11 protein-coding genes are annotated in these 13,813 nt (G+C 48.7%); all 11 read left to right on the forward strand.

The window, feature by feature from the left end; translation table 11 throughout:
* Positions 1-1,062, forward strand: a 1,062-nt coding sequence (locus tag ACMP1L_RS04265) for a tyrosine-type recombinase/integrase (RefSeq protein ID WP_418452089.1), incomplete at its 5' end; no start/stop codon positions are given.
* A gap of 185 nt (positions 1,063-1,247) precedes the next feature.
* Positions 1,248-1,715 (forward strand): low molecular weight protein-tyrosine-phosphatase, encoded by a 468-nt coding sequence (locus ACMP1L_RS04270; protein WP_418452090.1) that lies wholly within the window; start codon positions 1,248-1,250, stop codon positions 1,713-1,715.
* Positions 1,716-2,576 carry a PfkB family carbohydrate kinase gene (locus ACMP1L_RS04275; RefSeq protein ID WP_418452091.1) on the forward strand — a complete coding sequence of 287 codons (861 nt, stop codon included), beginning with the start codon at positions 1,716-1,718 and terminating at the stop codon, positions 2,574-2,576.
* Between the two features lie 124 nt (positions 2,577-2,700).
* Complete coding sequence (locus ACMP1L_RS04280) at positions 2,701-3,420, forward strand: YkgJ family cysteine cluster protein (protein ID WP_118732385.1); 720 nt, start codon at positions 2,701-2,703, stop codon at positions 3,418-3,420.
* Positions 3,417-4,373, forward strand: a complete 957-nt coding sequence (locus ACMP1L_RS04285) for a patatin-like phospholipase family protein (protein WP_418452092.1) — start codon at positions 3,417-3,419, stop codon at positions 4,371-4,373. Before ACMP1L_RS04280 ends, ACMP1L_RS04285 begins: the two co-directional genes overlap by 4 nt.
* 251 nt (positions 4,374-4,624) lie before the next feature.
* The gene (locus tag ACMP1L_RS04290) at positions 4,625-6,907 is read left to right on the forward strand and encodes a hydratase (RefSeq protein WP_418452093.1); all 2,283 of its coding nucleotides are present in this window, start codon (positions 4,625-4,627) and stop codon (positions 6,905-6,907) included.
* Between the two features lie 313 nt (positions 6,908-7,220).
* Positions 7,221-8,159, forward strand: coding sequence for a LysR family transcriptional regulator (locus ACMP1L_RS04295; RefSeq protein ID WP_418452094.1), 939 nt, complete (start codon positions 7,221-7,223; stop codon positions 8,157-8,159).
* Between the two features lie 112 nt (positions 8,160-8,271).
* A complete protein-coding gene (locus ACMP1L_RS04300) occupies positions 8,272-10,227 on the forward strand; it encodes an aconitate hydratase (RefSeq protein ID WP_418452095.1) in 1,956 nt (651 codons plus the stop codon).
* Positions 10,228-10,256: 29 nt separating this feature from the next.
* Positions 10,257-11,240, forward strand: a complete 984-nt coding sequence (locus tag ACMP1L_RS04305; RefSeq protein ID WP_418452097.1) for a 2-hydroxycarboxylate transporter family protein — start codon at positions 10,257-10,259, stop codon at positions 11,238-11,240.
* A gap of 59 nt (positions 11,241-11,299) precedes the next feature.
* Complete coding sequence (locus ACMP1L_RS04310) at positions 11,300-12,202, forward strand: alpha/beta hydrolase (protein WP_418452099.1); 903 nt, start codon at positions 11,300-11,302, stop codon at positions 12,200-12,202.
* A gap of 117 nt (positions 12,203-12,319) precedes the next feature.
* Positions 12,320-13,810 carry a C69 family dipeptidase gene (locus ACMP1L_RS04315; RefSeq protein ID WP_418452101.1) on the forward strand — a complete coding sequence of 497 codons (1,491 nt, stop codon included), beginning with the start codon at positions 12,320-12,322 and terminating at the stop codon, positions 13,808-13,810.
* Positions 13,811-13,813: the final 3 nt, after the last annotated feature.

The following is a 13,813-nucleotide window of genomic DNA, read 5'->3' on the forward strand; positions in this document are numbered from 1 at the left end:
AATGACCCAATGCCAAAAGGGAAGAAGCGGGAGCCTTCCCTGCGTGAGAAAGAAAAACAGATTGAAGCGGATTTGTTTGACCGTATCGTAACCAACGGTGGCAACTATACTGTTTTGGAACTGGTAGAAAAGTATGTTTCATTGAAAACAGGAGTTCGTCACAATACGGTTGCCGGATATAAAACGGTCATCAATATGCTGAAAAAAGAGAGTTTTGGGAATCTGCGAATTGATAAGGTGCGTTTGTCAGACGCAAAGGCATGGTTGATTAAGCTCCAACAAATTGATGGACGAGGATACAGTTCCATTCATTCGATCCGGGGAGTTCTCAGACCAGCATTTCAGATGGCAGTAGATGATGACCTGCTTCGCAAAAATCCATTTGAATTTGAGCTGGCATCCGTCATTGTTAATGATTCTGTTACCAGAGAAGCGATTACCCGAAAGCAGCAGAGAGATTTGCTGAAGTTTATTCAGGAGGATAAGCATTTCAGCAGATACTATGATGCAATCTATATTCTTTTTCACACAGGGCTTCGTATTTCAGAGTTCTGTGGGCTGACGATTTCGGAGATTGAGTTTGGAGAAATGCGTATTAAGGTAGACCATCAGTTACAGCGTACTGCACAGATGCAGTATGTAATTGAAGAACCAAAAACTGACAAAGGTATTCGCTATGTGCCGATGACGGAAGCTGTCGCAGCGTGTTTTCGCAGAATTATTGCCAACCGAAAGACACCAAAAGTTGAACCGATGGTGGAAGGATACGCTGGATTTTTATTTTTGGATAAAAACGATATGCCGATGGTTGCCCTTCACTGGGAGAAGTACATGGAGCATATCATTCAGAAATACAACAGGATTTACCGTATCCAGATGCCGAAAGTTACCCCTCATGTATGCAGGCACACCTTTTGCTCTAATATGGCAAAATCCGGGATGAATCCGAAAACCTTGCAGTATATCATGGGTCACGCAGACATCAGTGTAACCTTGAACACTTACACCCATGTGAATTTTGATGATGCAAAGGAAGAAGTATATCGGATAGCGAATAGTTAAAAAAGCCCGTTGGTAAGGACGCTTGCTTTACCAACGGATTTACCAAGATTGCAGGGAAAAACATAAGAAAATACGAGAAGATTTGAGAAGATACCTTAAAAAGAAAGGAAAACTCAAAAGTCGGAAAACCCTGAAAAATCAAGCGTTTGAGAAGAAATACAAGATTTAAATGGAGATATAAAAAGATGATTAAAGTACTTTTTATTTGCCACGGCAATATCTGCCGTTCCACAATGGCCGAGAGCGTGTTCACCTACCTGGTCACTCAGGATGGCCTGGCATCCCAATTTGAAATTAATTCCGCGGCAACCAGCCGTGAGGAAATCGGTAATCCGCCGCATTACGGCACTGTGGATAAGCTACGTCGGGAGCATATTCCGCTGATCCCGCATCATGCGCGTCAGATGACGGCGGAGGATTACCGGTATTATGATTATCTCATCGGTATGGATACGGCAAATATACGGAACATGACCCGGATTGCAGGTGGGGTGGATAAAGAACAGAAGATTTTTAAACTGTTGACATTTTCAGGCAGTGGGCGTGATGTGGCAGATCCTTGGTATACGGGGGATTTTGATGCGACGTTTGCCGATGTTATGGCTGGATGCAGCGGGCTTCTTGAAAAGATACGCAGAGAGGAAAATATTTAAATGGGAAAACGGATTGTTCTTTTTAACGACCTTCCGGGTTATGGTAAGGTAGCGCTGGCCGCCATGGTGCCGCTATTTTCGCGTATGGGACATTTCCCTTATCAGGTACCCACTGCGGTGGTTTCCAATACGCTGGATTTCGGAAAGTTCCGGATTCAGGACATGACGGACTACATGCGGGATACCATAAAAGTGTGGGATGAGCTTGGCTTTGATCCGGACTGCATCTGTACTGGATTTGTACTTTCGGAGGAGCAGGTGGAACTGATCGGAGATTATATTCGAAGCAGGAAGCCGAGAATGGATGAGATACAGAATGTGGACAATGGCCGTCTTGTCATGGTAGATCCGATCATGGCGGATGGCGGAAAGCTTTACAATGGAATTGGCATGGAGCGGGTTGCGGCCATGAGAAAACTGGTCAGCTACTCGGATGTGATGGTTCCGAACATGACCGAGGCTGGCTTTCTGACGGGAATCTGCCCGGGCAGGGAGCGGGCCTCGGCGGCTGAACTGCGGGAACTGGTTGACGGGCTGCACAAGTTATCCGGGAAATCGGTGGTCATTACCAGCGTGCAGGATTCTGAAACGGATGAGCATCTGGTTTGCGGATATGACCACAAAAGCGGACAGTATTTCCGTGTGCCGTTTATCTTTCTTCCTGTCCGGGTTGCCGGAAGCGGAGATATTTTTTCTACAGTCATGACTGGAAAACTATTAGACGGTGAGAGTCTGGAGGAAGCGGTGCGGGAAGCGGTGCGTGTCCTGACTGTGCTGATACGGGATAATCAGAGTCATTTGGATGAATACAAAGGAATTCTGGTTGAGCGTTATTGGGAATTACTGGATGAGAACAATTAGCGGCACAGCATATAGCAGGAGCGGAATCTGCTTTGTGAAACTGTGGCGCGGCAGACCGGATATTATGAAATGAGTCAATGGAAAGCATTGGCAGCAGAAAAACAAAATCGGGAGGAAACTTGGAGTGCTTAGAAATGTAAGTCTGGAGGAGATTTCAGACGGCAGATTATATGGGTTGAATGATATGGCGAAGCTGGGTTGCAATGACTGTGCGGGCTGTTCGTCCTGTTGCCGTGGAATGGGAAACACGATTGTACTGGATCCCTATGATGTCTGGCGGTTGACGGGTGGTCTTGGCGTTTCGCTGCAGCAGCTTTTAGCGGGGCATCTGGAACTGAATGTGGTGGACGGGATCATTCTGCCAAATCTGAAACTGGCGGGGGATTCGGAACAGTGTACCTTTTTGAATGACGCAGGGCGATGCAGCATTCATCCGTATCGCCCAGGCATCTGCAGGCTGTTCCCTTTGGGGCGGTATTATGAGGAAGATGGATTCCGGTACATTCTGCAGATTCATGAATGCGAAAAACCAAATCGCAGCAAGGTGAAGATCCGCAAGTGGATGGACACGCCGGATATGGAGCGGTATGATGCCTATATTGCGGACTGGCATGCATTCCTGAAACAGCTACGGATTCGTATCGGAGCAGAGCTGGATGGAGAAACTGCGGCAAAAGCAAGCGCGGATGGTGCAAACGAGACGCCAGCTCCTGATCTCGCAAAATCCGTCAGCATGTATATTTTACAGCGGTTTTATCTGCTTCCCTATGACACCAGCCGGGACTTCTACAGCCAGTACGAGGCCCGCATAGCCGCGGCAAAAGAATGGAGTGAGAATCTATGAGCAACATCAATGACACAGGCAGCATCAACGGCACAGGCAGCATGAATGACACAGGCAGCATCAACGGCACAAACAACATCAATGGTGCAGACAATACTGAAAACACCGTAAAAACCGGCCTGGTATTAGAAGGCGGCGGAATGCGTGGGATGTATACCGATGGTATTCTGGATGTCTTTCTGGATCAGGGACTTTCCTTTGATGGAGTGATCGGAGTTTCGGCCGGAGCTATCCATGGTTCCAGTTTTGTGTCTGGGCAAAGAGGCCGGAACATTCGTTATTATAAGAAATATATCCGAGATAACCGGTTTATCAGTATGCGGAATCTGGTCCGGACCGGAGATATTGCGGAGGTGCAGTTCTGCTATCATGATCTGCCGGAGAAGCTGGATCTTTACGATTACGATGCCTTCAACCGTTCTAAAACGGAGTTTTATGCAGTCTGCAGCAATGTGGAGACTGGAAAGCCGGAGTATATCCGCATTACAGATATGAAAAATCAGATTGATGTGATCCGGGCATCGGCCTCCCTTCCATACGTTTCCAGACTGGTGAAGACAGAAGGGATGAAGCTGTTGGATGGCGGCTGCACGGACAGCATTCCTCTCATGAAGTTCAGGGAGATGGGATTCACAAAGAATGTGGTGATCCTGACCCGGCCGAAGGGATACCAGAAGGAACCGGAGCAGCTGGCTATGGCGAAAATCCGCTATCGGAAATATCCGGCCTTTGTGGAGGCGCTGTCTCACAGGCATGAGCGCTATAATGAGAGTTTGCGGCAGATTGAAGAGTTGGAGAAAATGGGTGAGATTTTTGTGCTGCGTCCGGATGAGCCGCTTAAGATCGGACGGCTAGAGCGCAGCCCGGAGAAACTGCAGCAGGTGTATGACATTGGAAGGCGGGATGCGCTTATGAAGATGCGTGACCTGAAGTGCTGGCTGGAGAATCATTAGGCAGATCAAAACTGGATTGACAGACCATAAGTACAGGCCAGGCATTCAGATAACAGAAAACCTGCAATCAGGCCAATCAAGACTATAGGAAATACCTATGACTTTTATATTATATATAGTATTTTACAAATACTGAAAAAAGATGCATAATTAAGCCATCAAAGGAAATAAAGCCGGAAACGAATCAGAATGGATTCGGAATCAAAAGGCTTTGACACAATAAACCACACAGTCACAGGAGGAGAGTTCGTATGGTTAAGTTACACGATGGCGGAGTTTATCTCGTAAACGGTGAGACCCTGGTTCCGGAGGCAGAGGCTGCAAAGGTTGAGCAGATGACCGGAAAAGCGGTTGCAAAAGAGGAGGCTAAGAAAGGTACCATTGCTTATGGCATCATGAAAGCGCACAATCAGTCCGATACCATGGATAAGCTTCAGATTAAATTTGATGCAATGGTTTCTCACGATATTACCTTTGTTGGTATTATCCAGACCGCCCGGGCATCAGGAATGGAAAAGTTCCCGCTTCCTTACGTTTTAACCTGCTGCCATAACTCTTTATGTGCAGTTGGCGGAACCATCAATGACGACGATCACTATTTTGGCCTTTCTGCGGCAAAGAAGTATGGCGGCCTTTTCGTTCCGCCACACGTAGCAGTATGTCATCAGTACATGCGCGAGTGCTTTGCAGGCGGCGGTAAGATGATCCTGGGCTCTGACTCCCATACCCGTTACGGTGCACTGGGTACCATGGCCATCGGTGAGGGCGGCGGTGAGCTGTCCAAGCAGCTGTTGAAGCAGACTTACGATGTTGCTTATCCGGGCGTGATCGCAATCTACTTAACCGGGAAACCACAGCCGTTCGTAGGACCGCACGATATCGCACTCGCCATCTGCGGCGCTGTTTACAAAAATGGCTATGTAAAGAACAAAGTAATGGAGTTCGTAGGACCTGGCGTTTCTTCTATGACAACTGACTACCGTAACGGTGTGGATGTTATGACCACCGAGACCACCTGCCTGTCCTCTATCTGGAGAACCGATGATGATACCAAGGCATTCCTGGAGAAACATCACCGCGGGGATGAGTTTAAGGAGCTGAATCCGGAAGCAGTTGCTTATTACGATGGCTGTGTTGAAATCGATTTAAGCACCATCAAGCCGATGATCGCGCTTCCGTTCCATCCGTCCAATGCTTACGAGATCGATTACCTGTATGAGAACCTCGAAGACATCCTGCGCGAGACCGAGAAGGCTGCAGAGCAGGTTGCAGAGGGCAGAGCACATTTTACCTTACTTGACAAAATTACCAAAGATGGTAAACTTCAGGTACAGCAGGGTATCATTGCGGGCTGCGCAGGCGGTAACTACACCAACGTGGTAGAAGCTGCACACGCATTAAAGGGCAAGAACATCGGCGATGGCGAGTTCTACCTGTCCGTATATCCTTCCTCCCAGCCGGTTTACACCGATCTGGACCGCAAGGGTCTGTTAGCAGACCTGATGGATGCAGGTGCGATCATCCGTTCCGCATTCTGCGGACCGTGCTTCGGCGCAGGCGATACCCCGGCCAACAACGCGCTTTCCATCCGTCACACCACCAGAAACTTCCCGAACCGTGAAGGCTCCAAGCCGGGTAACGGACAGATGTCCGCAGTTGCCCTTATGGATGCACGTTCCATCGCTGCAACCGCAGCAAACGGCGGTAAGCTGACTTCCGCAGAGACTATGGACTGCTGGGGCGATATCCCGGAGTACAACTACGAGGATCGCGCTTACAAGGCAAGAGTTTACAATGGCTATAACAAAGCAGAACTGGATTCTGAGCTGCGCTTTGGTCCGAATATCAAAGACTGGCCGGAGATGGAGGCACTTTCCGAGAATATCCTTTTAAAGGTTTCCTCCAAGATCCTGGACGAAGTAACCACCACTGACGAGCTGATCCCGTCCGGTGAGACTTCCTCCTACCGTTCCAACCCGTTAGGACTGGCTGAGTTCACCCTGTCCAGACGTGATCCGGAGTATGTAGGCTGTGCGAAAGCAGTTCAGGCTATGGAGAATGAACGTCTTGCAGGCAAGGTAAACGCTGAGATCGCAGAGGTGATCAAGGTGGTTAACACCATTCCGGGCCAGGAAGCTGTCAAAGCTGAGGACGTTGAGATTGGTTCCACTATCTACGCAAATAAGCCGGGTGACGGTTCTGCGCGTGAGCAGGCAGCATCCTGCCAGAGAGTCCTGGGCGCTCTTGCAAACATCACCCAGGAATACGCAACCAAGCGTTATCGTTCCAACTGCATGAACTGGGGTATGCTTCCGTTCCACTTAAAGGGTGAGCCGACCATGTTCGAGGTAGACGATTACATCTATGTTCCGAATGTGCGCACTGCATTAGAAGGTGATCTGGCAGACATTCCGGCTTATGTCATCAAAGATGGCAAGGCAGAGGAAATTCATCTTTACATCCAGCCGATGACAGAGAACGAGCGCAAGATCGTAAAGGCAGGCTGTCTCATCAACTTTAACAGAAACAAATAATCAGCAAGGATTCCTCATCTGATACAGATGGCGGAAGAAACAATAGACGAAAGAATGAAACGATAGAAACAGATAAGATTCCCACCGTTTTACGGCTTATCTGCTACTATAAAACTCCTTATGTAAGTGTAAGAACAAAATGGGGCTGTCTGAACAGGCAGCTCCGTTTTGCGTTCGAAGAAAAACAGCGTGTGGAAATGATTTATGAAAAAATGAGCGGGAGATGGAGAAAATGCATGACAGGATCGCAGACAACAGGTACAATGGCAACAGAAGGACAAGAAAGATTTTTTAAGAAAAATGGAGGATTTCCATGGAACTGAGACAATTCACCTACGTAAACCAGGTGGCGGAATGCGGAAGCTTTACGAAAGCGGCGGCGAAGCTTTTCATCAGCCAGCCGGCACTCAGCAATTACATCAGTAAGGTAGAGGAAGATCTGGGAGTGAAGCTGTTTGACCGCTCTACGAATCCGCTGAAGCTGACCTATGCAGGGGAACAGTATGTAAAACGCGCGAACGTGATCCTGGGACAGATGGATGAGATGAACCGGGAACTTCGGGATATCACCCATCATATGACAGGTCGTCTGCGGATCGGGTTTCCGAGTGAACGGATCGTGTATATGCTGCCGCTCATTTTAAAACCGTTAAAGGACCGTTATCCAGGCATTGATGTAGAGGTTTCTACGGGTCCAGGAAACCAGCTGATCGCGGACTTGAAAGCAGGTAATGTGGATTTTGTGTTTCTTCCGTACTGGAATCCGATCAAAGACGTGGTGCAGGTGGAAATTGTGCAGGAAGAACTGGTTTTAGTGGCTGCGCAAGGCTATCTTTCCGAAAACTGCTTTCTGGACCGGGAAAGGAAGGTGGTGAACTGGCGTGAGGTGGCAAAATTGCCGCTCATCACATTAAAAAAGGGCCATGCGTTGCGTTCCAGCGTGGATGTCCTGTACGCGCATGCAGAGAAAAAACCGAATATCTTTTTTGAATCGCACAGCAATATGTTGTCCTACCGCCTGGCAGCCCAGGGGCTTGGCGTGGCAATCATTCCGGAGATTACGCTGGAACTGATGGAAGGTGGCATGGAGGCGGAGGTTTATCATCTTTCCGTTACACCGGTTCAGTGGCCGGTCATGGTATTGTACCGGGAAGGCTGCTATATCGGGGAAGTGGAACAGGCACTTCTGGACATCGCACGGGAGACCATGCAGGCTCATAAGAAAAAGCTATGGGCTTCATTTGCAAAATGAAATTTTACTTATAATCAGTACCCACTTATAATGAACTCAGAAGTTGAGAATCAGTTACTGTTTGCGGTTGTATGAACAGTAACCAGAGTCATTTAAGGAGGGTACTTTTTTCATGGGAAAGAATCTGACAAGAAAAATCCTGGAGAGTCATCTGGCAAAGCCGTCTGCCATGAATCCGGGCGATGAGATCTATGTAAAGGTGGATCAGACTTTGACACATGACATCAATGCGGTGATGACGTATCTGGCGTTTGAGGCCATTGGTCTGGACCGGACGCAGGTGGAGACCAGCGTGAGCTATCTGGACCACAACCTGTTATATCTGGATAACAAGACGCCGGATGACCACATTTATCTGCAGTCTGTGGCAAAGCGTTATGGTGTGCATGTTTCCAGACCGGGCAACGGAATCTGCCATGCGGTACATGTAGCGAGATTTGGTGTTCCGGGCAAGCTGAGCATGGGTGGTGACAGCCACACACCGCACGGCGGTTCCATCGGTATGCTGTGCATCGGCGTGGGTGGTATGGACGTGGCAACGGCAATGACCGGTGTTCCGATGCGTCTGAAAATGCCGCAGATCATCAAAGTAAACTTGAAAGGTCATCTAAAACCGGGCTGCAATGCCAAGGAAATCATCCTGGAGATGCTTCGCCGGGTTGGCATCAAGGGCGGCCTTGGAAAAGTATTTGAGTATGTAGGAGAGGGTGCTGCAGGTTTGGAGGTTGCAGAGCGTGCGACTATCACGAACATGGGCGCGGAGATGGGCGCGACCACTTCCATTTTCCCGGCAGATGAGCAGGTGCGCAAATTTATGAGGGCACAGGGCCGGGAAGACCAGTATGTGGAGATGATTCCGGATGCAGATGCCGAATACGATGGCGAGATGGAGCTCAACCTGGATGAGTTGGAACCGCTGATCGCTTGCCCGCATCAGCCAGATAATGTGATGCCGTTAAAGGATGCGGAGAAGAAAAAAGTACAGCAGGTATTCATCGGAAGCTGTACGAATGCAAGTTATTCCGATATCGCGAAAGTTGCGCTGGTATTACAGGGCAGACATGTCAATGAGGATGTGAGCTGCACCTGCGCGGTTTCTTCCAAACAGGTATATAAGCAGCTGCTGCGTGACGGATATCTGGAGATGCTGATCGATGCCGGTGTGCGGATCCTGGAGACCGCCTGCGGCCCGTGCTGTGCAATCGGCCAGTCACCGGCTACCAAGGGCGTGGCTGTGCGAACCTCCAACCGGAACTTCAAGGGACGCGCCGGTAACCCGACTGCGGAGATTTATCTGGTAAGTCCGGAGAGTGCGGCAGCAACTGCCATTCTTGGAACCTTTGCAACCGCAGAAGATATTCTGGGCGAAGATGTCGCAAAACTGGCAGAGATTCATGAGCCGGAAGTCTATCCGGTCGATGATTCCATGATCATCAAACCGCTTCCGGAGGAAGAGGCAAAGAAAGTTGAAGTGGTAAAAGGACCGAACATCAAATTCCTTCCGGTTCCGGAGCAGCCGACCGAGCATCTGTGCGTTCCGGTCAGCTTAAAGACGGTGGACAACATCACGACCGACGATATTACTCCGGCCAGCGCAGAATTCTCCAGCATGCGCTCTAATATTCCGCTTATGAGCCAGTACTGTTATCACCGCTACGATCCGGAGTTTGCGGCAAGGGCAAAAGAGATGGGACAGAGCATCATCATCGGCGGCGAGAACTATGGTCAGGGATCTTCCCGCGAACACGCAGCCATCAACCCGATGTACTTAGGCGTACGTGCCGTGATCGCAAAGAGTATTGCGCGTATCCACAAGGGCAACTTGATCAATCATGGCATTATCCCGATGATCTTTGAGGATCCGGCAGATTACGACAAGATCGAGCAGGGAGACGAACTGGAAATCAACGGACTGTTAGAGCAGATGCAGACGAAAGAGGTGGAAGTGCGCAACAATACAAAGGGTGTGACATTCAAGGCGCGTCTGGAGCTTTCTGACAGTGAGCTGGAGGTGATTTCCTGCGGCGGACAGCTGCGGTATCTGAAGAAGCAGCTGGGAAGAGAATAAAGGTTCAGGGTGACATCAATATTTTAAGCGTGTTTATTATTTCCCTGATCATGGGTTCAATCCTTTCTCTTGACAGAAAGGTCCTGCTCCGCAGCTTCGGTGGATACATTCCAACAATTTTAGGTGGTCTGGCTGGTGCAGCAGTGCTGGGCAGTGCGATTGGTCTTGTGTTTGGCGTAAAACCAATCGATATGGTGATTAAGTATGTTCTCCCAATCATGGGCGGAGGCAATGGCGCGGGTGCGGTTCCGCTTTCCCAGATTTATGAGCAGATCAGTGGTGAGCCAGCGGCAAACTATTATTCTTTTGCTATCATTATTTTAACAATTGCAAACTTATTCTGTATTATCGCGGGAGCATTGTTAAACCGTCTGGGACAGATGAAGCCATCCTTAACCGGAGATGGAACGAACATTATGCCGGTAGACAGTAAACTGATTAAGGAAGATGTAAAAATTAAGGTTACACTGAACGATTATACAGGGGCATTGCTTTTATGTGGTACGATTTATGCGGTTGGCCGTTTATTCAGTAAGGTGCTTCTTCCGACCGTTCTTGGTGCACAGATCCATACATTTGCGTACAGCATTATTTTTGTGGTAATTTTAGCAGCACTTGGCGTTGTACCGGCGAATATTCGTGTAGCTGCCAAAAATATGCAGGGCTTTATGGTATCGGTTGTTGGTCTGATGTGCATGGTTAGCATGGGTGTGGATTTTGACCTGGCAGAGCTGGCATCTGCCTGCAGTCCGGCCAATCTGCTGATTGCATTTGTAATCGTATTAGGAGCCATCCTTGGCAGTGCCATGGTTGGCAAACTGGTTGGATTTTATCCGATTGATGCAGCAGTTACAGCCGGTCTTTGCATGGCAAACCGCGGTGGATCAGGCGATATCGCAGTACTCGGTGCAGCACACAGACTGGATCTGATCAGCTACGCACAGCTTTCCAGCCGTGTAGGCGGTGGAATCGTGCTGATCATTGCATCATTTTTCTTCTCATTCTTCCTGTAAAACAGAAGAAAATCAGGTATTGGAGTTGCAGAAAGGTGGAGGGCAACAATGAGTCGGATTTGGAAAGAATTAACGTATCGCCGGAAGAACAGAAGCTGGCGGAAGAAATCATCAATTCTGGTGCGGGGAAAACGCTCGGTCAGGAAGCATTGAACCAGTTTCATGTGAGAAAAGAATGGAATATGGAAATTGAAACTTCGGTCGGAAAGACTCTGGTACATATGTATCAGGATCAGCCGGAAACAAAGAAAAGTGCGCTGTTTATTAATGTCCACGGCGGTGGGTTTATCAAAGGACGGAGAGATCAGGATATCGTGTTCTGCAGAAACTTTGGAAGCAGAAGCGGATGTATCATAGCAGACATTGATTATATTCCGTCTCCAGCGATGCGTTATCCTGGTCAGGTTTATGCATGTTATGAGGTGCTTCAGTATTTTGCGGAACATGCAGAAGAACTGCATGTTGACCGGAATTGGATTGCTATGGGAGGACACAGTGCCGGTGGAAACCTGACGCTTGCTAGTGTTTTGATGGCGATTGACAAAGGAGCATTCGTTCCGTCTTTACAGATTCTGGATTATCCTGGTCTGGATATGGCAACTCCTGCGATCGAAAAGCGTAATGGGGACAGTAACCCACGCATTCCGGCATGGAAGTCTGATTTTTATAATAAGATGTATGTGAATCCAGAAGATGCCCATGAGGTATACTGCAGCCCTGCATTTGCAACGGATGCGCAGATTCAGAAAATGCCTCCTACAGTTTTAATCTATTGTGACAATGATGTGTTCTGTGATGAAACAGAGGTATTTGCGGGACGCCTTTTAAAGGAAGGAGTTCCGGTTTATGCAAGAAGATTTTTTCACAGCAATCACGGATTTACGGTGCAGAGAAAAGGGGAATATGAGCAGGCGGAATCCATGATTTTACATGCGCTTGCTGCAATGAAATCAGAAAATTAAATTTAACGATGGACCCTGGTAAGTCAGAAATGATTTATCCGGGTCTTTTCATTGTTTTTTTCTGTATCCTGCGGTAAGATTGTTACATAGAAAAATTGACATCAGGAGGATACAAACATGGCTTGTACAACGATTCTTGTAGGAAAACATGCATCTTATGACGGATCCACCATGATCGCCCGGAACGATGATTCCGGTTCCGGTCATTTCACCCCGAAGAAATTTGTGGTGATCCACCCAGAGACACAGAAACGGACATACCGTTCTGTGCTGTCCCATGTGGAAGTGGAACTTCCGGATCATCCGTACCAGTTTACGGCAGTGCCGAACGCGGTGAAGGGAAAGGGAATCTGGGCGGCCAGCGGCGTGAATGAAAAGAACGTGGCTATGACTGCCACTGAGACCATCACGTCCAATCCCCGGGTGCTTGGCGCAGATCCTCTGGTGGAATACCAGCCTGCGGAGGACGGGAAAGAGGAAGTGCCGGGCGGCATCGGTGAGGAAGATATTGTATATCTGGTGCTTCCTTACATCAACAGTGCTAGGGAAGGTGTGCTTCGCCTGGGAAGTCTTCTGGAGACCTACGGAACCTATGAGAAGAATGGTATTGCTTTCCAGGATCAGGATGAGATCTGGTGGCTGGAGACCATTGGAGGCCATCACTGGATCGCGAAGAAGGTTCCGGATGACCGGTATGTAGTGATGCCGAACCAGTTTGGTATGGATGAGTTTGATCTGGAGGATGCGTTTGGTGCGAAAAGGGAACATCTTTGCTCTGCGGATTTGAGAGAATTTATTGCAAAAAATCATCTGGACCTGAGACTAGATGAGGAAAGTATCTTTTGCCCGCGCGATGCATTCGGAAGCCACACCGATTCAGATCATGTTTATAATACGCCGCGCGCATGGTACATTGAGCGCTGCCTGAATCCACATACCTTTACCTGGGATGGGGTAGATGCCGAGTATGGCCCAGAGTCGGATGATATCCCATGGAGCCTGGTGCCGGAGAAAAAGCTGACCGTGGAGGATGTTAAATACGTGCTTTCCACCCATTATCAGGGCACACGGTATGATCCGTATGTCCATAGCGGAGATCTTTCGGAGCGCGGCAAATACCGTGCGGTTGGCATTAATCGAAATGACTTTGTGGCTGTGATCCAGATGCGCCCGGATCAGCCGGAGGATGCGGCTGTAATCCAGTGGCTGGCCTTTGCCTCAAACGCATTCAATGTACTGGTGCCGTTTTATGCACGTGTTTCCGGAACTCCGGAGTATCTTTCCAATACCACAAAAGAGGTTTCTACCGATAATTTCTACTGGAACAGCCGTCTCATTGCTGCCATGACTGATGCCTCCTACGGAACATCCATTGTCCATGTGGAGCGTTACCAGCTGGCGGTTCAGTCGGATGCGTATGCAATTCTGCATAAATATGATGAGCTCCTGGAGCAGACTGAGGATGCACAAGAACGCCGGATCCTGCGGGAAGATGCAAACCGTGAGATCGCACAGATGTTAAAGAAAAAGACGGCAGATACCCTGGATAAGGTTCTGTTTGAATTGAGCAGTCAGATGAAGAATGCTTTTTCCAGATCGGATAACTAGTGT

The organism is Ventrimonas sp., from assembly GCF_048380235.1.
Lineage (GTDB): Bacteria > Bacillota > Clostridia > Lachnospirales > Lachnospiraceae > Brotaphodocola.

Bases quoted from the DNA above. Each gene is read 5' to 3' on its own strand.
- ACMP1L_RS04270 (WP_418452090.1), top strand. From the start codon at position 1,248: ATGATTAAAGTACTTTTTATTTGCCACGGCAATATCTGCCGTTCCACA.
- ACMP1L_RS04275 (WP_418452091.1), top strand. From the start codon at position 1,716: ATGGGAAAACGGATTGTTCTTTTTAACGACCTTCCGGGTTATGGTAAG.
- ACMP1L_RS04285 (WP_418452092.1), top strand. From the start codon at position 3,417: ATGAGCAACATCAATGACACAGGCAGCATCAACGGCACAGGCAGCATG.
- ACMP1L_RS04290 (WP_418452093.1), top strand. From the start codon at position 4,625: ATGGTTAAGTTACACGATGGCGGAGTTTATCTCGTAAACGGTGAGACC.
- ACMP1L_RS04295 (WP_418452094.1), top strand. From the start codon at position 7,221: ATGGAACTGAGACAATTCACCTACGTAAACCAGGTGGCGGAATGCGGA.
- ACMP1L_RS04300 (WP_418452095.1), top strand. From the start codon at position 8,272: ATGGGAAAGAATCTGACAAGAAAAATCCTGGAGAGTCATCTGGCAAAG.
- ACMP1L_RS04315 (WP_418452101.1), top strand. From the start codon at position 12,320: ATGGCTTGTACAACGATTCTTGTAGGAAAACATGCATCTTATGACGGA.